Source organism: Streptococcus sp. HMSC34B10, assembly GCF_001839505.1.
In the GTDB taxonomy this organism is placed as follows: Bacteria; Bacillota; Bacilli; order Lactobacillales; family Streptococcaceae; genus Streptococcus; species Streptococcus peroris.
Map to the genome: position 1 here is coordinate 194,045 of NZ_KV841556.1, position 19,171 is coordinate 213,215.

Sequence of the window (19,171 nt, forward strand, 5' to 3'; positions counted from 1 at the left end):
GGGGGGGGGGGTAATTGTTCTATAAAAGTAAATATAGTTACGCTTTTCGTAAATTGAGCGAAGAGTATGCTATACTGAGCAAAATACAATCAAATTTAAGGGGGCTGATTATGATTAAATAAAATACAAAGAACTTAAGGTCTATATAGATGAATGGAGATATTATTTCGATGAAAACAATCCAAGATTGGTTTTAGGTTTTAGAATGTTATAAGGCGAAAATAATTGAAATAGAATCGGACTTGTCACTGGGACATAAATTAGAAGTTCAACTTAGTCATTTAACAGTTAGTAGTCATATGATCTTTTGGAAAAATTAGAACAAGGTAGATGCAAAGTTAAAATATTGTGAGTTTTTAACATAAGTACTACCATAAGTTTTAAATCAAATAATGTTTAGGAGTAAAATATGAGTAAAGCAATTGGAATCGATTTAGGTACTACTTATTCAGCAGTATCTGTATTATCAGAAACTGGGCAGCCACAAATTTTATTGAATCAGGATGGTGAAAATTTAACTCCATCAGTCGTATTCTTCCAAGATTTTGATGGAAAAGATGAGCCACTTGTTGGTATTCAAGCCAAAAACATGGCAGCAAGTAGCCCTGAAGCAGTTGTACAGTATGTAAAAAGACAGATGGGAAATCCAAATTGGAAATTTGATTCTCCTAGTGATACAGTTTATACAGCAGAAGAAATATCAGCTATTATTTTAAAGAGACTAAAAGAAGGGGCGGAGAATGCGCTAGGTGAAAAAGTAGAAGATGTTGTGATAACTGTTCCAGCTTATTTTGATGATGCACGTAGAACAGCAACAAAACATGCAGGAGAAATTGCTGGACTCAATGTTTTACGAGTTCTAAATGAACCTACAGCTGCGGCTCTTGCATACGGTATATCAGCCGAAAAAAATGAGACAGTATTGGTATACGATCTGGGTGGAGGAACGTTTGATGTCACATTAATGAAAATAAAGGATGGTGAGTTTGATGTTATTGCAACTGATGGAGATCGTAATTTAGGAGGATTTGATTTTGATAATGCCCTTTCAATGATTATTGCTGAAAAGATGGAAGAACAGGGAGCAGAAGATATTTACACTGATGAACATTTTACTGCTTTGCTCCGTGAAAAATCAGAGAATACAAAGAGAGGGCTAACAACTGTAGAAAAAACAAATGTTTTTCTTGACTATAAAGGCAAAAGTTATAAAATTCCGGTAACACGTGGAGAATTTGAAGATGCAACTAAAAGTCTAATGAATCGTACAGAAGAGTTGTTGGATGATGTTGTTGAAGAGTCTGGAATATCATGGGATGAAATTGATCAAGTGCTATTAATAGGTGGTTCAACCCGTATGCCAATGGTACAAAGAAAATTAGAAGAGAAAATTGGGAAGAAGATTGTATATTCTATCAATCCAGATGAAGCTGTAGCACAGGGCGCAGCTATTCAGGCGGCGTTGGAAATTGCTAATAAATCCGAAGGTTCAGATATTAGTGATACAGTTCGTGGGCTAGCAGAAAAGTTAGTTGTTTCGGATGTGACTTCTCAAGCCTTGGGAACTTTGGCTCTCTCAGATGGCGTGAAAAGAAATACGATTATTATTCCTAAAAATTCTAAGGTTCCAAACAAGTACTCTGAGTATTTTTCAACAGTTGTAGATAATCAACAGAATGTGCTAGTAGAGGTTACTCAAGGGGATGATGAAGATCCACAATTTGTTACTGTTATAGGAGAGAGCACAATTAAATTACCAGGGGACTGGCCAGCAGGAACAGCTTTGAAAGTAACTTATCATTATGATGTCGATCAAACTGTATTTGTAGAGGTACATGATTCAGATAATCACCTATTAGGGACTTTTGAGGTAGAGAGACAAGCAAATCTAGATAAAAATGCTGTAGAATTAGCCAGTCGAAAAATAAAGGATTTAACAATTGATTAGAGGAGATGCACAATGTTAGTAACAAATTATTATGAAGAGTTAGGAATTTCAGAAACAAGTTCATTAGATGATGTGAAGAAGAGTATAAAGTCAAATCGTAAACGTTATCGCCAGTTGACGGGTTCACCTAATATTGATCAAAGATCAATGGCTGAAAGAAAGATGGAAATTATTGCACAGGCAGAGAAAGTGTTTGAGAATGAAGAAACTAGGAAAAAATATGATAAGGAACTAGAAATTTCTAAACACAGTTCTGAAGGAACCCCTGATTCGACTCCAACTAATCATTCAAATACAAGTTATCTTGATTCAGCTAGGCAAGCTTTCTACTCAGGAAAGAAATCATTAGCTTATTCTTACATTGAAGAAGCCTTAAAAATAAATCGAAATGATGCAGATGTTTGGTATTTTAAAGCTATGATTAGCCTTGAAGATAGTAACTTATCAGATGCAGAGCTAGCTATTAGTGAAGCAAATAGATTGAGACCTAATAATGCAGATATCTTATCTTTACTAGGCGATGTTTATTGTGAAAAAGATCAGCAAAAGTTTGCAATTCAGTATTATCAAGAAGCATTTGAACTGTCTAATAATTCTTTTTATCTTTTGAAAAAGGGGAGGTCTCTATTTTTATTTGAACAGTATAAACAGGCAGCGAAAGATCTTCGATATTTGTATGATCATTTTTTAGAAGAAAATAAAAATAATGAAGAATATATTTATTACCTTTTATCAAGCTGTTATAAAGAAATTGGAGATAATGAAGAAGCCTATAAGTTTGCGAAAAAATTGGTAGATATCACTGATTCGTTAGATAACAAATTACACTATGCAGGTATTCTACTTTTGAAATCTGAAGATGAGTGTGAAAATTATTTAGATACCTTAAATGAACGATATGGCAACAATAAAGATTTCCAACTGGTGTATTTTAGTTTATTGTCAGGTATTACGATAGAGCGTATGAAAAAAGCACCTGATACAGAGGTTGAGGCTTTCTTTAGAAAATATATCGATCGAACAAAATATGAGAATAACGCAGTTTTAGACAATAAGGCGCGTGTTCGAATTGCAGAAGCTTACTTGGCAAAGGCACAAAGATTAGGGATTGAAGATAAAATTAAAAATACTAATTATTATAATGATTTTATTGATAATAAAAATTCTACCATTTATGCTACAACACGTCACTCGCAAGGTATGGGATGTTTTATGTTTATCTTAGTTTTTGCAGCTAATTGGTTTTTGAGTGGTTTCTTTGATAAGTTTGTGCACAGTTTTTGGATTAGCAATGCTTTAAGTTTGGCATTGTTATCAAATATTGTCTTGTATTACAATTATCCTAAGGGATGGCAAATAAATCGAAGAAAGAAAGGATAAAGTTTTTATGAGTGAAGAAGTATTGCATGAAAAAGTTTCATATATCGTAGATAAAGTTGAAGATATTGAATCTTTAATTACACGCCGATTATTAGAAGATAAAGCTAAAAATAGTCTGATTGAAGAATTGAAGCAGTATTTAATCTATAGACAAGATTTAGATAAGGGAGAGAAATTTGCTCCCTTCATGAAACAAATACTTCAAGTTGTTGACCGTATTGAATCATCTGAAGAACAATCAGATTTTCTTACCTCAATTGCTGAAGAACTTTTACAAGTTCTTTCGTTGAATGGGTTACAGGTTGTTGATAATAGTGGTATGATTGACCCAAGTATGCATGAAGTTGTTAATACAGTGGCAGTTACTAATGAACAGAGTGAGAATAACATTGTTGAAGTATTACAAAAAGGATATATGTTAAATAACAGAGTCCTCAGACCAAGTAAAGTTATTATTGCTAAATGAAATTTTTTTTAGGAGGTGGAGAAATTGTTTAGATTTTTTAATCATCTCAGAAATAAACTTTATTTTATATTAGGGTTTTTTTGTGGCAGAAGACATGGTAGTAAGGTTTATCCAAAAGCTCCTACTCCTTCAATATCTAAATATAGTGATTTCCCCACTATTTCCAGAGCAACTCATAATGGTAAAATGACAGGATTTGAACCACAAAAGCTTAAGAATTATAAACTTTATCAACATGAATTGATGTTTGGAGAACCTGGAAAAGGATTGAATAAATCAGGATTCGATGAATCTGCTATTAATCTTGGCCAAGAGGGAGAAATTAATTTTGCGAAAGCATTACAGAAACAAGGACTTTTAGAAAAATTAGTTACCTTTTGGTCTGTTCATAATCTCAATTTAGAAGATGAAAGAGTAGATGCGGATATTGATTGCGTTATTGTATCTGGGTCTACAATTTGGTTAGTGGATTTAAAGTTTTATTCATCAGGAAATGTGATTTATAGAGAAGAGAATGGCTTATTGTACACTATAGATAGTGCTACAGGAGCTCAAATAGGCAGACCTAAAAGAATGTCTCCTAACATGTCTTATGCAGAAGAAAGCTTCTCCCATAAATTTGCAAATTTATTAAAATTTTATCGTTTGGAAACACGTGTTGTCTTGATGCCAACTTATAAGGGTGCAGGTAGGTTGGATAATGTCTTTTGGCCAGGTCATATCAAGGCTGTTAGTCTAGAAGAGATGTTAAATGAGTTATCTAGTGAGGATAAGTTTAGAGATACAATTGGTGGACAGATGATTCGGCAGACATTTAATTTGCTTTTAAAACGCTAATAAATGTAAAAAAACAGTAAATAATTTGATGTTATAGATTTCTTAAACTACGATTTTTATATTGTATTTTTGAAATGGTATTTTATTTTTAAGTTTTTGATAACATAAGTGAAATTCTAAGTATGATATGAGATGAATTGATTGTATCATCGAAAAATAGTAGTGAAATTTTATATATTTTTACACTCAATAGTCCGAAAGTTATTTGCTCCACTAATGCTGAAAAATGCAGATACTTAGCACAGATTTTAGAGCCTTCTTACTAGAAAGTGGGGGCCTATATACCTAAAATAGAATCCGTTCGCAGAAGACTCTCAATCAATTTACACTATTTGGAAATTAAGTAGTAGTAAAGATAAATTAGGGAAAATTAAAGAAACTAAGGCGGAGAATGAAGTCAGACCCGGGACTAAAATAGATCTATTTAGTATGACTTGGAAAGCTGTAACAGGAAATTTCATTAAAACATTATTTACATCAAACCAAAATATTTCTGAAAATGAATATCAATGCCATAAAAAATGGAGATTTTTCAAGAATTGAGGGGAGTTGGAGTAAGTATAATGGCAAAAAAATTTATTTTTTAGTAAAGATGATCTAGTGGTTTCAGAACTGTTTTTAGATTGTGTAGACTTGGAGTAAAACAGATTAATTTAATTAATCATATTTTATTTACATAGGAATGTAAATGAAAAATACTTTTTCTACAGAGGCAAATTAGATTTTTAAATAATACATTGACAAAAGACAATTTTTCTTGTAAAATAAGTAAAAATTAAATACAACACCGAATGAAGTTTAATAGAAACGCAAAAATGTTAGATTTTTCGTGACTGTAAATGGACGGAACTCTGGAGAGACCGTAATGGCACCGAAGGGGCAAGGCAGGCAACTGCTCAAACTCTCAGGTAAAAGGACAGAGCTAGGATAGACCGCTTTTAAGCATTTATCAAGGCATTCCAGAGTACATGTTTTTAACATGTGCTCTTTCTTTTGGGGTTGAGAAGATAGGAGAATAGAATGTTAGAATTGCTCAAAGCGATTGATGCTTTTGCTTGGGGACCTCCCCTTTTGATTTTGCTAGTTGGTACAGGAATTTATTTGACTCTTCGTTTAGGACTCTTACAAATCCTGCGTCTCCCAAAGGCCTTCCAGCTTATTTTTATCAAGGATAAGGGGCATGGAGATGTATCTAGTTTTGCGGCTCTTTGTACAGCTTTAGCCGCTACTGTTGGTACTGGTAATATCATTGGGGTTGCAACAGCTATCAAAGTTGGTGGACCAGGAGCTCTCTTTTGGATGTGGATGGCCGCTTTCTTTGGAATGGCAACCAAATATGCAGAAGGACTACTTGCCATTAAATATCGGACCAAGGATGACCATGGTGCAGTAGCGGGAGGACCGATGCACTATATCCTTCTAGGAATGGGAGAAAAGTGGCGACCACTTGCAATTTTCTTTGCCATTGCAGGAGTATTGGTTGCACTTTTAGGAATTGGGACTTTTACGCAAGTGAATTCAATTACAGAATCTGTGTTCAATACCGTAAGTATTCCCAAGGGAATCACTGCTTTAGTCCTTGCAGTATTTGTAGGAATGGCTGTATTTGGTGGTCTTCGCTCAATTTCCAAAGTTTCTACTACAGTTGTTCCCTTTATGGCTATTGTCTATATCTTGGGAACTCTTACCGTCATTTTCTTTAATGTGGAGAAAATCCCTGCCACGCTTGCCTTGATTTTTACGTCAGCTTTTAGCCCAGTAGCTGCAGTAGGAGGTTTTGCAGGTGCCAGTGTTCGGATGGCTATCCAAAATGGTGTAGCGCGTGGGGTTTTCTCAAATGAATCTGGCTTGGGTTCGGCTCCCATTGCGGCTGCGGCTGCTAAGACAAATGAACCGGTGGAGCAAGGTTTGATTTCCATGACTGGTACCTTTATTGATACCTTGATTATCTGTACCTTGACTGGTTTGGCAATCTTGGTGACGGGTGTTTGGAATGGTCATTTAGATGGGGTTGCTCTTACTCAGTCTGCTTTTTCAACCGTCTTTTCAGATTTGGGACCATCTCTTTTGACGATTTTCCTAGTTTTGTTTGCCTTTACCACCATCTTAGGTTGGAATTACTATGGGGAACGTTGTTTTGAATTCCTTTTTGGTGTTCGCTTTATCTGGCTTTATCGTGTTATTTTTGTAGCAATGGTATTACTGGGTGGCTTCATCGAATTAGATATGGTCTGGGTCATTGCGGATATCGTCAATGCCCTCATGGCTCTTCCAAACTTGATTGCAATCTTGGCCTTATCTCCAGTCGTAATTGCCGAGACCAAGAAGTATTTTGCTAATTAAGTTAATCACACATTTTGTGTGATTTTTTCATAAAGAAATCCTATCAATACAATTAAAAATATATATTATCCAAGGGGGAGATTCTATGATAGACTAAATGACAAGAAAATGAAAAGAGGTTTTTTTATGTCAACATTTACTATCCATACCGTAGAATCAGCACCAGCAGAAGTCAAAGAAGTTCTTGAAACTGTACAAAAGGACAATAATGGCTACATTCCCAACCTCATCGGACTTTTAGCAAATGCTCCAACAGCCCTCGAAACGTATCGCACGGTTGGGGCTATCAATCGTCGCAATAGCTTGACACCAGTAGAGCGCGAAGTGGTACAAATCACTGCAGCTGTAACCAATGGTTGTGCTTTCTGTGTCGCAGGTCACACCGCCTTTTCTATCAAGCAAATCCAGATGAATGATGACCTTCTCCAAGCCCTTCGCAATCGCACTCCGATTGAAACTGATCCTAAGCTAGATACCCTTGCTAAGTTTACCTTGGCAGTCATCAATACCAAAGGGCGTGTAGGAGATGAAGCTCTTGGTGAATTTCTTGAAGCTGGATATACCCAACAAAATGCCTTGGATGTCGTTCTTGGTGTCAGTTTGGCAACTCTCTGTAACTATGCCAATAACCTAGCAAATACACCGATCAATCCAGAATTGCAACCTTATGCTTAAGGAATAGAAAAAATAGAGTCTGAATCTTTCAGACTCTATTTTTGAATGCTTATTTAAGTGTTTTTATGCTATACTGAGATTAATATGATTCTTGGAGGTCTACATGAAAAAACTCCCCTTGGCTTTTTCAGGTTGCTTATTGGGCTTAGCTGGAGCAGGCAATCTGATTTTGGATACTTTTCCGTTATTGTCTCACGTCTTTAGTTTATCAGGATTGATATTATGGGTTTATTTCTTAGCGAGTCATCTGCATTACTGGCAAGAAAGTAAGCAGGAACTAAAGAAAGCTCCTATTTTATCGGCAATGGCGCCTTTTCCTATGGCAGGGATGATTTTATCAACCTATCTACTACGAGTTCTGCCAACTATGATGAGCCTTTTGCCTCAAGCTCTCTGGTGGTTTTCTTTTCTACTTGATGTTTGCTTGATTCTGTATTTTACGATGGCCTATGTTTTTACAAAACCAAGGTCTAGTTCTACACCAAGTTGGACAGTTCTCTATGTGGGAATAGCAGTAGCGACCTTGACCTACCCAGTGGTGGGCATTGTCGGAATTGCCTATGGAGCTTGGATATTTGGTTTTATCTTAACCTTTATCCTTTATCCTCTGATTTATCAAGATTTGAAAAGAAATCCATTACCACTGGCTTTACTGGGACAAGAAGGGATCTATTGTGCTCCATTTTCTCTTCTTTTGGCTGCCCTTATCCGAGTTGGAGGTCCTAGTCTGCCTAACTGGAGCTTAGTAATTATGATCCTTGCATCACAGGCTTTCTTTTTCTTTGTCCTCAGTCGCTTGCCAAGGATTTTACAACAAGGCTTCCAACCATCCTTTTCAGCCCTAACTTTCCCAACGATTATCACGGTAACTTCATTGAAAATGGCCCAAGGCATTCTACAGTTTCCGGTCCTTAACCTCCTCGTTTGGGTAGAAACTATCATTTGTTTAACAATCCTCATCTACGTATTGGTAGAATATATACGATATTTTAGAAACTAAAATCACCCCTAGCACGGAGAAGTGTTAGGGGTTTGTTGTCGATAATAGACAGAATCATACTCTTCGAAAATCAAATTCAAACCACGTCAGCGTCGCCTTACCGTACTCAAGTACAGCTTGCGGCTAGCTTCCTAGTTTGCTCTGTGATTTTCATTGAGTATCAATTAGTTCAGCTTATACCTACTGTTCTTCATGTTCGGATAAAAAATAATAAGTCATAGTACCAAAGATTGTTCCTACTCCGAGTCCTACTAGTAGGAAAAAAGCGATCATTTTGAGTTCCAGAAACTGCAAAAAGAAATCTGTAATGGAGTGATTTTCAAGGATTACTTTTTTGGAAAATAGTATAAATAAGTAGAGAGTTGGGATGCTAGTTCCAACTAACCAACTTCTTAACTTAATTTGACGCTTGCTGTAAGTGATTTGTGGAATCTCGGATTGATCATCATCTTCTAAGTGGAGTCCTCTAGTAGAATATCTTGCCTTGAGACTGAGGGCAAAAATCATCAAGAAGTAGAGATAAGGCATAGCCATTCGAACTATCTCTATAAAGCGCCCAAACAAAAGATAGAATAGGAAGATAAAGAAGGAAGAGTAAAAGATTTGGACCATGGAACGGGCGCAAGCCTTATAGATGACCTCTTGACGGCATTCATCAAAGGGTCCTTGGATATGAAAGAAATTTCGAACTAAGCGAGTGGTTAAGTCTTCTTTTTTCATGGTAGGGACCTCTTAATAACCTTGTTTTTGATTAACTTCTTTAAAGAGTTGATAGAGAGTATAGAAGTAGACTAGACTAAAAATAATACAGATGGTTAGAAATAGTAGATATCTCCAATCCATAGAATTCGTTATCAGTTGTGGGAGAGATATGAGGATAAAGCAGAGAGATGCGCTTAGGAGGCGTATTTTTGGGGATTTGATTTTCTGAAATCTTTGTCCTTTGTTCAAGACAGGAAGAGCTAAGAGGAAGATGATCAGAAAAGGACGCGTAATATGGCCATAAACTAGGCAAAAGGTAACAAAAATGCTGACCAAAATATGGCTGAGAATTAAATTTTGTAGTGATTTCATAAGTTTCCTCCTATTAGTCGTCTTGATTTTCCTTGGCTTTTCGAATGCGAAGCCAGACGACAATTTGCATCATCAATCCAAAAAAGAAAGCTGCGAAAAGAATTGATGTGAAATGACCTAGATTGAAGAGGGAACTAAGATAGTCCTTGTTATCATCCGTCAAGACATTGAGAAGAGGCATTCCAAAGAACATCAAAACTCCATAGACTAAACCAGCTTTAAGTCCAGGGAAGCGCAATTGTTTCTTTTCTTTCTGGTTCAACATATCAGGATCGATAGCAGTGATACCTGTTTTTTTAGTTTGAATGCTGACATAGATAGCACATACCAAGGAAATTAGAAGAATAATGATTGGATATCCGAAAGCGACTATTTGGGGATATTTATAAGCAAGGACAAAGGGAATGAGATTTCCAAAAATCATGAGGTAAAAGAGAACCATAAAGATTTTATTTCCAATGCGGTCAGCCTCGCGTTGTTTGTGTTCATCAAGTGGTCCTGAAATGCCATAGGTCCGTTTCATAAGTTTTTCAGTGAGAGTTTCTTTTTTCATTTTTTCTCCTTTTGTTAAAAATCATCCTCCCAAAAGAGATTGTTGAGGTCTGTTTGGAGGCTACGGGCGAGATTGAGACAGAGTTCTAGAGTAGGATTGTACTTGTCATTTTCAATCATGTTAATGGTTTGCCTAGAGACACCGATATCCTTGGCAAGTTCGAGTTGGGACTTTCCCAGTTCCTTGCGGAATTCTTTCACACGGTTCATGCTTCCTCCTTTTTAGAATGTGTCGTATATATTTGACTATAGTATATTCTTTTAAAAACAAAATGTCAACTATTTTTGACATATTTTTAAAAGAATATTGGTGAGAATATGGGAAATCGAAAATCTTATAGCGGTTTTATGCTATAATGAAGAAAACTAAGAGTAATTTGGATACCCAAAATGCTATCCAATAAAGAAAGAGCAGAAAATGAACCATAAGATTGCAATTTTATCAGACATTCATGGCAACACGACCGCCTTGGCTGGAGTGCTTGAAGACGCTAAAAATTTGGAAGCAACTGAATATTGGCTTCTGGGAGATATTTTTCTTCCTGGGCCGGGAGCAAATGACTTGGTGGCTCTTTTGAAAGACCTTCCCATTACAGCATCTGTTCGAGGCAACTGGGATGATTGTGTTTTAGAGGCTTTAGATGGACAATATGGTTTAGAGGATCCCGAAGAAATTCATTTCCTCAGGATGACCCAGTATTTGATGGAGCGCATAACCCCCGAGCATATTGATTGGTTGAGAAAGCTACCTATGATAGCCAAGAAAGAAATCGAAGGCTTGCGCTTCTCACTTTCTCATAATTTGCCTGAGAAAAACTATGGTAGAGATTTACTGGTTGAAAATAATACTGAAAAATTTGACCAGCTACTTGATGAAACTACTGATGTAGCCGTCTATGGACATGTCCATAAACAGCTTCTACGTTACGGTAGTAGAGGTCAACAAATCCTTAATCCAGGTTCGATTGGTATGCCTTATTTTGATTGGGAAGGGCTAAAAAATCATCGAGCCCAGTATGCCTTAATTGAGGTTGAAAATGGTGAATTGGTCAATATCCAATTTCGTAAGGTTGCCTATGATTATGAAGCAGAGCTAGAATCAGCTAAGATCAAAGGTCTTCCTTTTATTGAAATGTATGAAGAATTACGACGAGAGGACAATTACCAAGGACATAATAGAGATTTGTTAGCTAGTCTAATTGAAAAGCATGGGTATAAGGAAGATGTGAAGAATTATTTTGATTTTTTGTAGTCAATGAAAAATCTCTGCAAGCTCTTTCAGAATGTGGTAGAATGGAAGTAGTAGAATTAGAAAAGGAAATCAATTATGAAATTTCTTGAGTTAAATAAAAAACGTCATGCAACCAAGCATTTTACTGATAAACCTGTCGATCCCAAGGATGTTCGTACAGCTATTGAAATCGCAACCTTGGCACCAAGTGCTCACAACAGTCAGCCTTGGAAGTTTGTTGTAGTCCGTGAAAAAAATGCTGAGTTAGCAAAATTAGCCTATGGTGCAAATTTTGAACAAGTATCAGAAGCGCCAGTTACTATTGCTTTGTTTACAGATACTGATCTTTCTCAGCGTGCTCGCAAGATTGCACGTATTGGTGGTGCCAAGAATTTTTCTGAAGAACAGCTTCAGTACTATATGAAGAATCTCCCAGCTGAGTTTGCTCGCTACGATGAAAAACAAGTCAGCGATTACTTGTCTCTAAATGCAGGTTTGGTAGCTATGAATTTGGTTCTTGCCCTTACAGACCAAGGAATTGGTTCAAATATTATTCTTGGTTTTGATAAATCAAAAGCCAATGAAATTTTGGAAATCGAAGACCGCTTCCGACCAGAGCTTTTGATCACAGTGGGATATACAGATGAAAAATTGGAACCAAGTTACCGTTTGCCAGTAGATGAAATTATCGAAAAAAGATAGGAGGAAAAAATGACAACAATTGATTTTAAAGCAGAAGTAGAAAAACGCAAAGAAGACCTCTTGGCTGACTTGTTTAGCCTCTTGGAGATCAACTCAGAACGTGATGACAGTAAGGTAGATGCAGCACATCCTTTTGGACCTGGCCCTGTAAAAGCCTTGGAGAAATTTCTTGAAATCGCAGATCGTGATGGCTACCCAACGAAAAATGTAGATAACTACGCAGGACATTTTGAATTTGGTGAAGGTAAGGAAGTTCTTGGAATTTTTGCTCACTTAGATGTGGTACCTGCTGGTAGTGGTTGGGATACGGATCCATATACTCCAACTATCAAAGATGGTCGCCTCTATGCGCGTGGGGCTTCTGATGACAAGGGACCAACTACAGCATGTTACTATGGTTTGAAAATTATCAAGGAACTTGGCCTTCCAACTTCAAAGAAGGTACGTTTCATCGTGGGAACAGACGAAGAATCAGGTTGGGGAGATATGGACTACTACTTTGAGCATGTAGGACTTGAAAAACCAGACTTTGGTTTCTCTCCAGATGCGGAATTCCCTATCATCAATGGTGAAAAGGGAAATATCACAGAGTATCTCCACTTTGCAGGTGAAAATAAAGGAGCAGCGCGTCTTCATAGCTTTACAGGTGGTTTGCGTGAAAACATGGTGCCAGAATCAGCAACGGCAGTTATTTCAGGAGACTTAGCTGACTTGCAAGGCAAGCTAGACGCTTTCGTTGCAGAACACAAACTCAGAGGAGAAATCCAAGAAGAGAACGGTCAGTACAAGGTTACTGTAATTGGTAAATCAGCCCATGGTGCTATGCCTGCTTCAGGTGTCAATGGTGCAACTTACCTTGCCCTCTTCCTTAGCCAGTTTGACTTTGCTGGACCTGCAAAAGACTACCTCGACATTGCTGGTAAGATCCTCTTGAATGACCACGAAGGCAAGAATTTGAAGGTTGCTCATGTGGATGAAAAGATGGGAGCCCTTTCTATGAATGCGGGTGTCTTCCGCTTTGACGAAACAAGTGCTGACAATACTATTGCCCTCAATTTCCGTTATCCAAAAGGAACAAGCCCAGAGCAAATCAAGTCAGTTCTTGAAACCTTGCCTGTTGATTCTGTTAGCCTTTCTGAACATGGTCACACTCCTCACTATGTGCCAATGGAAGATCCACTCGTTCAAACCTTGTTGAATGTTTACGAAAAACAAACAGGTCTTCAAGGTCACGAACAAGTCATCGGTGGAGGAACATTTGGACGATTGTTAGAGCGTGGTGTAGCCTACGGTGCTATGTTCCCAGATTCTATCGATACCATGCACCAAGCCAACGAATTTATCGCCTTGGACGATCTTTTCCGTGCAGCAGCCATCTACGCTGAAGCTATCTACGAATTGATCAAATAATGCTCTAGAAGTCCGAGATTTTATGCTTAGACTTCTTTTTGGAGGGAAAGCAGATGTCTCAAATCGAAAGAATCAAGCAAGCCATTATGGCAGATCCACAGAATGCCAGCTATACCGAGCAAGGAATCGAGCCTCTTTTTGCAGCACCAAAGACTGCTCGTATCAATATCATTGGACAAGCTCCTGGACTCAAAACTCAAGAAGCAGGGCTTTACTGGAAGGATAAAAGTGGGGACCGCTTGCGAGAGTGGCTAGGTGTGGATGAAGATACGTTTTATAATTCAGGTTACTTTGCAGTCATGCCTATGGACTTCTATTTTCCAGGACATGGGAAATCTGGTGACCTACCACCTCGTCCAGGTTTTGCAGAAAAATGGCATCCAAAATTTTTGAAGGAGTTGCCAGATATTCAATTAACGCTCTTGATTGGTCAGTATGCCCAAGCCTACTATCTGCATGAAAAGGTCAGTGGTAAGGTAACGGATCGTGTGCATCGCTTTAAGGATTATTTGCCTGATTATTTCCCGCTGGTACACCCATCACCTCGCAACCAAATCTGGATGAAAAAAAATCCTTGGTTTGAGAAAGAAGTTCTACCTGATTTGAAGACTATAGTCAAAAAGATTCTTGGAGAAACAAAATGAAAGAAATTACTTTTAACGATTTTTACCAGCTTTATCAGAAAGAGTCACTTTCTGTGCTGGATGTCAGAGAAGTAGAGGAATTTGAGGTTCTTCATTTAGAAGGTGCTCGTAATTTACCTCTCAGTCAATTGGCTGATACTTATGAACAACTGGACAAAGACCAGCTTTATTACGTGATTTGTAAATCAGGAATGCGTTCAGCACGCGCCTGTCAATTCCTTGCAGAGCAGGGCTACGAAGTTATCAATGTCCAAGGTGGCATGGATGCTTTAGAATAAGAAAATCTCCCTTTGAGACCAAAATAAAAAAGTTTCAAGGGGATTTTATTTGCTCTAAAATTCCGAAAATTGAAAACATTTTAGAATTATTTCGAGATAGCCTTTTCATGCCTTTAAACATGTTATACTAAGAAAGTATTTTAATTTTATAAGGAGAGTTTATGGCTAAAAAAGGTGCTTTAACAGGATTACTTCTGTTTGGAATATTTTTTGGAGCAGGTAACTTGATTTTCCCTCCAACTCTAGGCGCACAGTCTGGAGAAAACTTCCTTCCTGCCATTGCAGGCTTTGTATTTTCAGGTGTTGGGATTGCCGTCCTAACTTTGATTATTGGGACCCTGAATCCTAAGGGTTATATCTATGAGATTTCTAAGAAAATTTCTCCATGGTTTGCGACGATTTATCTTGCAGCCTTGTACTTGTCGATTGGTCCATTTTTTGCCATTCCGCGTACAGCAACAACATCGTTTGAAGTAGGGATTAGTCCCCTCCTAGCAGAAGCAGATAAGGGTTTAGGTTTAATTGCCTTTACCATTCTCTACTTTGTTGCAGCCTATTTAATCGCCCTTAATCCTTCAAAGATTTTGGATCGTATTGGACGAATCTTGACTCCAGTATTCGCGATTTTGATTGTTGTTCTGGTTATCCTTGGGGCCTTTAAATATGGTGGGAACGCACCGCAAGCAGCATCAGGTGCCTATCAAACTTCGGCCTTTGGTGCAGGCTTCCTTGAGGGATACAATACACTTGATGCGCTTGCTTCTGTTGCCTTTAGTGTTATCGCTGTTCAAACCTTGAAACAGCTTGGATTTTCAAGTAAGAAAGAATACATTTCAACTATTTGGGTCGTTGGAATCGTTGTAGCTTTAGGATTTAGTGCTTTATACATTGGCCTAGGTTTCCTTGGAAATCATTTCCCAGTACCAGCTGAAGTGATGAGCGAAGGAACTCCAGGAGTTTATATCTTGTCACAAGCAACACAAGAAATATTTGGTTCGATAGCGCAATTTTTCCTTGCAGTCATGGTAACTGTGACTTGTTTCACAACGACTGTAGGCTTGATTGTATCAACAGCTGAATTCTTCAACGACCGCTTCCCACAAATCAGCTACAAGGTTTATGCGACTGTCTTTACCTTGATTGGTTTTGCTATCGCAAACCTTGGATTGAGTGCTATTATCAAATACTCAGTTCCAGTGCTAGTTGTCTTGTATCCAATCACGATTGCTATTGTCATGATTGTGATTGTTAACAAATTTATCGCCCTTTCTAAACCAGGTATGCAGTTGACTGTTGGACTTGTCACTGCCATTGCTATTGCCAGTGTTTTAGGATCTACATTTAAGATTGACTTTCTTGCAAATATCGTTAACGCGCTACCATTCGCGGATGCCTCTCTACCATGGTTAGTGCCAGCAATTGTTGGAATCTTACTTTCTCTCGTTCTTCCAAATAAACAAGAAAGTGAAGCGTTCGAAATGGAATAAAAAACCTTGGCTTATGCCAAGGTTTTTTCAATTACTCTTAGTTAGTTTTTTCAGTATATCCAAGATCTTTTAACATTTTTTCAGAGGCGCTAAAGCTAACACTGTCACCAATACCAGAGTATTCATCTGGTAAGGCTTTTTTAAGTTCGTCAAGACTTGCAACTGTGAAGTCAATTTCAGTATGTTGAACGACTTTTCCGTCTTTAATCTCAATGCTATGAGTAACACCTTTGAGGCCTTCATAGCCTTTATAAGCTTCTTCAACGGATGCTTTAAGAGTTTCTGCAGTAGTGCCGATAGCTTCTGGGTCATAGACGTTATGACCTGAATGTTTCAATACGTTATCTCCATCTACAGTGTATGTTAAAGTAGAATTAAGATCACTATGAGTATCATTTACAAAGGTCACAGTTTTTACTTTAGATTTGTTTTCTGTAGTTTGTTGGCTAGTAGAGTCTACCTGTGTAGTTTCACCTTTTGCTGAGCTAGTTGATGAAGATGATGATTGTTTTGAACATCCCAACAAAAAAGCTAATGGTAGAACTAAGCAAAGCGTCATTTTAAAATATTTATTCATGTCTTTACCTTTCATAATTAAGAACTAACTTCATTATATCACAGCTTACTTTTGCAATCAAATTATCTAAGTTTTTCATTTTTGCTCAGCCTAAAAAGGGAAAAGTGATATAATATTAGGAAGAGGTGAAGAAATGAATCAAACTGTAGAATATATTAAAGAACTAACTGCTATCGCGTCGCCAACAGGCTTTACCCGTGAAATTACGAATTATTTAGTTGAGACTCTTGAAAAACTAGGTTATCAACCAATCCGTACTGCCAAAGGTGGTGTCAACGTAACAATCAAAGGTAAAAATGACGAGCAACAACGCTATGTGACTGCCCATGTGGATACTTTGGGAGCTATCGTTCGTGCTATTAAACCAGACGGTCGCCTCAAAATGGACCGTATTGGAGGCTATCCTTGGAATATGATTGAAGGTGAAAATTGTACGGTCCATGTGGCTAGTACAGGAAAAACAGTTTCAGGTACGATTTTGATCCACCAAACTTCTTGCCATGTCTACAAGGATGCGGGGACAGCTGAACGTACGCAGGACAATATGGAAGTACGTTTGGACGAAAAAGTAACCAATGATAAGGAAACACGCGCACTCGGTATCGAAGTTGGAGATTTTATCAGCTTTGACCCTCGAACAATCGTGACCGATACAGGCTTTATCAAGTCTCGTCATTTGGATGACAAGGTGAGTGCAGCTATTCTCCTCAATCTCCTTAAAGTCTATAAAGAAGAAGGGATTGAGCTTCCAATTACTACTCATTTTGCCTTTTCAGTCTTTGAAGAAGTGGGGCATGGTGCTAACTCAAGTATTCCTAGTCAAGTTGTCGAATACCTGGCTGTGGATATGGGAGCGATGGGAGATGATCAGCAGACAGACGAGTACACAGTTTCTATCTGTGTTAAAGATGCTTCAGGTCCTTATCACTACGAATTCCGCCAACACTTGGTAGCTCTAGCAAAAGAGCAAGACATTCCATTTAAACTAGATATCTATCCATTTTACGGTTCGGATGCTTCTGCAGCTATGTCAGCTGGAGCAGAAGTCAAACACGCTCTTCTTGGTGCAGGTATTGAGTCTAGTCACTCTTACGAGCGGACTCATGTAGATTCTGTAGTGGCTACTGAGCGTATGGTAGATGCTTATCTTAAGAGTGACTTGGTAAACTAAAATGTGCTTGATTTGTGATCGAATTGAATTGATTAAGGCAGGGGAAAATCCCTACTTTGTAAAAGAACTGGAAACAGGCTATGTTGTCATCGGAGACCACCAGTATTTTGAAGGCTACACTCTTTTTCTAGTCAAGGAACATGTCACAGAATTACATCATCTACATCCAACTGTCAAACTCCGCTTTTTAGAGGAAATGAGTCTGGTTCAGGAAGCTGTCTCTAAGGCTTTTTCTGCCGAAAAGATGAATGTAGAGTTGTTGGGAAATGGAGACGCTCATGTTCACTGGCATATTTTTCCAAGACGAGCTGGTGATATGAAGGGACACGGACTTAATGGGCGTGGTCCAGTCTGGTGGGTTCCTTGGGAAGAAATGGCAGCAGAAGATTGCCAAGTGCAACCAAAACAATTACAAAACTTAATCCAATCGTTATCTGTTGAATTGGATAAAGTTATCATATGAAAGGATAAACCATGAAAAAAAGATATCTTGTTTTATCAAGCTTATTAGCCTTGACATTGGCAGCTTGTTCACAAGAAAAAACAGAGACTTCTGACGCAAAAACTTCTTCAGAGCAATCGACTGTACAAGAAGGAACTGTTGGTAGCAAGTCTCATGAAGCTAGCCAAAAGAAGGCAGAAGTAGTAGACAAAGGAGATCACTTCAGTATTCAAGGTAAGTATGATGAGATTGTTGTCGCTAACAAGCATTATCCTATGTCCAAAGATTATAATCCTGGAGAAAATCCTACCGCAAAGGCAGAATTGTTAAAACTTATTGCAGCAATGCAGCAAGCAGGTTTCCCAATCAGCGACCACTATAGTGGTTTCAGAAGTTATGAAACTCAAACTCAACTTTATCAGGACTATGTCAACAAAGACGGAAAGGCAGAGGCTGACCGCTATTCTGCTCGGCCTGGATATAGTGAACACCAAACTGGTCTTGCCTTTGACCTAATAGGAACAAATGGAAACTTAGTGACAGAAGAAAAGGCTGCCCAATGGCTTTTAGATCATGCTGCAGACTATGGTTTTGTCGTTCGCTATCTCAAAGGTAAGGAAAAAGAAACAGGCTATATGGCTGAAGAATGGCACCTTCGCTACGTCGGAAAAGAAGCCAAAGAAATTGCTGCAAGTGGCCTCAGTTTGGAAGAGTATTACGGCTTTGAAGGTGGAGACTATGTTGATTAGTCGCAAAATACCTTGCAAGAATGCTTGAAATTTGATAAAATGAATAATAATTAAATAGGAATCTGCAAGACTAGTATCTCAGGGGAAGTATATCAGGGAGGAGAGCCGTGACTGAAAGCTCTCTATATGAAAGCTGGGTGAATTCACTTGCGCAGGGATTCAGAAATAAAGGTCTGACTTGTCAGATGAAAACGGATGGTACCGC

22 protein-coding genes and 1 riboswitch are annotated in these 19,171 nt (G+C 38.0%); of the genes, 17 read left to right on the forward strand and 5 right to left on the reverse strand.

The features are described 5' to 3' along the window. Positions 1 to 409 precede the first annotated feature (409 nt). The 8 genes from HMPREF3237_RS06540 (at position 410) to HMPREF3237_RS06570 (ending at position 8,649) form a co-directional block, all read left to right on the forward strand. Positions 410 to 1,948, forward strand: a complete 1,539-nt coding sequence (locus tag HMPREF3237_RS06540; protein ID WP_070889243.1) for an Hsp70 family protein — start codon at positions 410 to 412, stop codon at positions 1,946 to 1,948. A gap of 12 nt (positions 1,949 to 1,960) precedes the next feature. Continuing rightward, positions 1,961 to 3,328 carry a tetratricopeptide repeat protein gene (locus HMPREF3237_RS06545; protein WP_070889244.1) on the forward strand — a complete coding sequence of 456 codons (1,368 nt, stop codon included), beginning with the start codon at positions 1,961 to 1,963 and terminating at the stop codon, positions 3,326 to 3,328. 7 nt (positions 3,329 to 3,335) lie between these two features. Next, positions 3,336 to 3,794, forward strand: coding sequence for a nucleotide exchange factor GrpE (locus HMPREF3237_RS06550; protein ID WP_070889245.1), 459 nt, complete (start codon positions 3,336 to 3,338; stop codon positions 3,792 to 3,794). 15 nt (positions 3,795 to 3,809) lie between these two features. Next, the gene (locus tag HMPREF3237_RS06555) at positions 3,810 to 4,631 is read left to right on the forward strand and encodes a nuclease-related domain-containing protein (RefSeq protein WP_083327686.1); all 822 of its coding nucleotides are present in this window, start codon (positions 3,810 to 3,812) and stop codon (positions 4,629 to 4,631) included. A gap of 499 nt (positions 4,632 to 5,130) precedes the next feature. Continuing rightward, positions 5,131 to 5,232 (forward strand): DUF6287 domain-containing protein, encoded by a 102-nt coding sequence (locus HMPREF3237_RS09100; protein WP_257365151.1) that lies wholly within the window; start codon positions 5,131 to 5,133, stop codon positions 5,230 to 5,232. A 240-nt stretch (positions 5,233 to 5,472) separates the two neighbouring features. Continuing rightward, positions 5,473 to 5,561, forward strand: a riboswitch (glycine riboswitch). Between the two features lie 90 nt (positions 5,562 to 5,651). Then, positions 5,652 to 6,974 carry an alanine/glycine:cation symporter family protein gene (locus HMPREF3237_RS06560; protein ID WP_070889247.1) on the forward strand — a complete coding sequence of 441 codons (1,323 nt, stop codon included), beginning with the start codon at positions 5,652 to 5,654 and terminating at the stop codon, positions 6,972 to 6,974. 126 nt (positions 6,975 to 7,100) lie between these two features. Then, positions 7,101 to 7,649, forward strand: a complete 549-nt coding sequence (locus tag HMPREF3237_RS06565; protein ID WP_006145109.1) for a carboxymuconolactone decarboxylase family protein — start codon at positions 7,101 to 7,103, stop codon at positions 7,647 to 7,649. 103 nt (positions 7,650 to 7,752) lie between these two features. Next, entirely contained in the window at positions 7,753 to 8,649 is an 897-nt protein-coding gene (locus tag HMPREF3237_RS06570) for a TDT family transporter (protein WP_070889248.1), read from the forward strand. Between the two features lie 180 nt (positions 8,650 to 8,829). Here the strand turns inward: HMPREF3237_RS06570 and HMPREF3237_RS06575 are convergent, their stop codons facing one another. The 4 genes from HMPREF3237_RS06575 to HMPREF3237_RS06590 are packed head-to-tail and all read right to left on the reverse strand — an operon-like array spanning position 8,830 to position 10,485. Further along, positions 8,830 to 9,369, reverse strand: a complete 540-nt coding sequence (locus HMPREF3237_RS06575) for a DUF3278 domain-containing protein (RefSeq protein WP_070889249.1) — start codon at positions 9,367 to 9,369, stop codon at positions 8,830 to 8,832. 12 nt (positions 9,370 to 9,381) lie between these two features. Continuing rightward, the gene (locus HMPREF3237_RS09105) at positions 9,382 to 9,723 is read right to left on the reverse strand and encodes a hypothetical protein (protein ID WP_070889250.1); all 342 of its coding nucleotides are present in this window, start codon (positions 9,721 to 9,723) and stop codon (positions 9,382 to 9,384) included. A 13-nt stretch (positions 9,724 to 9,736) separates the two neighbouring features. Next, a complete protein-coding gene (locus tag HMPREF3237_RS06585; RefSeq protein WP_070889251.1) occupies positions 9,737 to 10,276 on the reverse strand; it encodes a DUF6773 family protein in 540 nt (179 codons plus the stop codon). Between the two features lie 14 nt (positions 10,277 to 10,290). After that, on the reverse strand, positions 10,291 to 10,485 hold the full coding sequence (locus HMPREF3237_RS06590) for a helix-turn-helix transcriptional regulator (protein ID WP_006145114.1): 195 nt from the start codon (positions 10,483 to 10,485) through the stop codon (positions 10,291 to 10,293). Positions 10,486 to 10,693: 208 nt separating this feature from the next. Here HMPREF3237_RS06590 and HMPREF3237_RS06595 point away from each other — a divergent pair, with 208 nt between their 5' ends. The 6 genes from HMPREF3237_RS06595 (at position 10,694) to brnQ (ending at position 16,027) form a co-directional block, all read left to right on the forward strand. After that, positions 10,694 to 11,527 carry a metallophosphoesterase family protein gene (locus HMPREF3237_RS06595; RefSeq protein ID WP_070889252.1) on the forward strand — a complete coding sequence of 278 codons (834 nt, stop codon included), beginning with the start codon at positions 10,694 to 10,696 and terminating at the stop codon, positions 11,525 to 11,527. Between the two features lie 75 nt (positions 11,528 to 11,602). Next, positions 11,603 to 12,208: a nitroreductase family protein gene (locus tag HMPREF3237_RS06600; RefSeq protein ID WP_070889253.1), complete on the forward strand. Its 606-nt coding sequence runs from the start codon at positions 11,603 to 11,605 to the stop codon at positions 12,206 to 12,208. A gap of 9 nt (positions 12,209 to 12,217) precedes the next feature. Next, positions 12,218 to 13,618 carry a dipeptidase PepV gene (gene pepV, locus HMPREF3237_RS06605; RefSeq protein WP_070889254.1) on the forward strand — a complete coding sequence of 467 codons (1,401 nt, stop codon included), beginning with the start codon at positions 12,218 to 12,220 and terminating at the stop codon, positions 13,616 to 13,618. 53 nt (positions 13,619 to 13,671) lie between these two features. Continuing rightward, entirely contained in the window at positions 13,672 to 14,262 is a 591-nt protein-coding gene (locus HMPREF3237_RS06610) for a uracil-DNA glycosylase family protein (protein WP_070889255.1), read from the forward strand. Further along, positions 14,259 to 14,540: a rhodanese-like domain-containing protein gene (locus HMPREF3237_RS06615; protein WP_070889256.1), complete on the forward strand. Its 282-nt coding sequence runs from the start codon at positions 14,259 to 14,261 to the stop codon at positions 14,538 to 14,540. The genes HMPREF3237_RS06610 and HMPREF3237_RS06615 overlap by 4 nt, the downstream gene beginning before the upstream one ends. 161 nt (positions 14,541 to 14,701) lie before the next feature. Further along, positions 14,702 to 16,027 carry a branched-chain amino acid transport system II carrier protein gene (brnQ, locus tag HMPREF3237_RS06620; protein ID WP_070889257.1) on the forward strand — a complete coding sequence of 442 codons (1,326 nt, stop codon included), beginning with the start codon at positions 14,702 to 14,704 and terminating at the stop codon, positions 16,025 to 16,027. 37 nt (positions 16,028 to 16,064) lie between these two features. Here the strand turns inward: brnQ and HMPREF3237_RS06625 are convergent, their stop codons facing one another. Beyond that, positions 16,065 to 16,604, reverse strand: coding sequence for a DUF1307 domain-containing protein (locus tag HMPREF3237_RS06625; RefSeq protein ID WP_070889258.1), 540 nt, complete (start codon positions 16,602 to 16,604; stop codon positions 16,065 to 16,067). A 133-nt stretch (positions 16,605 to 16,737) separates the two neighbouring features. On the opposite strand from HMPREF3237_RS06625, the gene HMPREF3237_RS06630 reads away from it, so the two are divergent. Genes HMPREF3237_RS06630 through ldcB form a run of 3 tightly spaced genes read left to right on the forward strand, consistent with a single transcriptional unit; the run spans position 16,738 to position 18,966 of the window. Beyond that, positions 16,738 to 17,775 carry a M42 family metallopeptidase gene (locus tag HMPREF3237_RS06630; protein WP_070889259.1) on the forward strand — a complete coding sequence of 346 codons (1,038 nt, stop codon included), beginning with the start codon at positions 16,738 to 16,740 and terminating at the stop codon, positions 17,773 to 17,775. Between the two features lies 1 nt (position 17,776). Further along, positions 17,777 to 18,238 (forward strand): HIT family protein, encoded by a 462-nt coding sequence (locus tag HMPREF3237_RS06635; RefSeq protein WP_070889260.1) that lies wholly within the window; start codon positions 17,777 to 17,779, stop codon positions 18,236 to 18,238. A gap of 11 nt (positions 18,239 to 18,249) precedes the next feature. Beyond that, positions 18,250 to 18,966, forward strand: coding sequence for an LD-carboxypeptidase LdcB/DacB (gene ldcB / locus HMPREF3237_RS06640; protein WP_070889261.1), 717 nt, complete (start codon positions 18,250 to 18,252; stop codon positions 18,964 to 18,966). The last annotated feature ends 205 nt before the right edge of the window (positions 18,967 to 19,171 follow it).

Coding starts and splice junctions, on each gene's coding strand:
- HMPREF3237_RS06600 (WP_070889253.1), top strand. CDS start 11,603: ATGAAATTTCTTGAGTTAAATAAAAAACGTCATGCAACCAAGCATTTT.
- ldcB (WP_070889261.1), top strand. CDS start 18,250: ATGAAAAAAAGATATCTTGTTTTATCAAGCTTATTAGCCTTGACATTG.
- HMPREF3237_RS06575 (WP_070889249.1), bottom strand. CDS start 9,369: ATGAAAAAAGAAGACTTAACCACTCGCTTAGTTCGAAATTTCTTTCAT.
- HMPREF3237_RS06630 (WP_070889259.1), top strand. CDS start 16,738: ATGAATCAAACTGTAGAATATATTAAAGAACTAACTGCTATCGCGTCG.
- HMPREF3237_RS06565 (WP_006145109.1), top strand. CDS start 7,101: ATGTCAACATTTACTATCCATACCGTAGAATCAGCACCAGCAGAAGTC.
- HMPREF3237_RS06550 (WP_070889245.1), top strand. CDS start 3,336: ATGAGTGAAGAAGTATTGCATGAAAAAGTTTCATATATCGTAGATAAA.
- brnQ (WP_070889257.1), top strand. CDS start 14,702: ATGGCTAAAAAAGGTGCTTTAACAGGATTACTTCTGTTTGGAATATTT.
- HMPREF3237_RS06615 (WP_070889256.1), top strand. CDS start 14,259: ATGAAAGAAATTACTTTTAACGATTTTTACCAGCTTTATCAGAAAGAG.
- HMPREF3237_RS09105 (WP_070889250.1), bottom strand. CDS start 9,723: ATGAAATCACTACAAAATTTAATTCTCAGCCATATTTTGGTCAGCATT.
- HMPREF3237_RS06590 (WP_006145114.1), bottom strand. CDS start 10,485: ATGAACCGTGTGAAAGAATTCCGCAAGGAACTGGGAAAGTCCCAACTC.
- HMPREF3237_RS06545 (WP_070889244.1), top strand. CDS start 1,961: ATGTTAGTAACAAATTATTATGAAGAGTTAGGAATTTCAGAAACAAGT.
- HMPREF3237_RS09100 (WP_257365151.1), top strand. CDS start 5,131: ATGAATATCAATGCCATAAAAAATGGAGATTTTTCAAGAATTGAGGGG.
- HMPREF3237_RS06585 (WP_070889251.1), bottom strand. CDS start 10,276: ATGAAAAAAGAAACTCTCACTGAAAAACTTATGAAACGGACCTATGGC.
- HMPREF3237_RS06595 (WP_070889252.1), top strand. CDS start 10,694: ATGAACCATAAGATTGCAATTTTATCAGACATTCATGGCAACACGACC.
- HMPREF3237_RS06625 (WP_070889258.1), bottom strand. CDS start 16,604: ATGAATAAATATTTTAAAATGACGCTTTGCTTAGTTCTACCATTAGCT.
- HMPREF3237_RS06635 (WP_070889260.1), top strand. CDS start 17,777: ATGTGCTTGATTTGTGATCGAATTGAATTGATTAAGGCAGGGGAAAAT.
- HMPREF3237_RS06610 (WP_070889255.1), top strand. CDS start 13,672: ATGTCTCAAATCGAAAGAATCAAGCAAGCCATTATGGCAGATCCACAG.
- HMPREF3237_RS06540 (WP_070889243.1), top strand. CDS start 410: ATGAGTAAAGCAATTGGAATCGATTTAGGTACTACTTATTCAGCAGTA.
- pepV (WP_070889254.1), top strand. CDS start 12,218: ATGACAACAATTGATTTTAAAGCAGAAGTAGAAAAACGCAAAGAAGAC.
- HMPREF3237_RS06570 (WP_070889248.1), top strand. CDS start 7,753: ATGAAAAAACTCCCCTTGGCTTTTTCAGGTTGCTTATTGGGCTTAGCT.
- HMPREF3237_RS06560 (WP_070889247.1), top strand. CDS start 5,652: ATGTTAGAATTGCTCAAAGCGATTGATGCTTTTGCTTGGGGACCTCCC.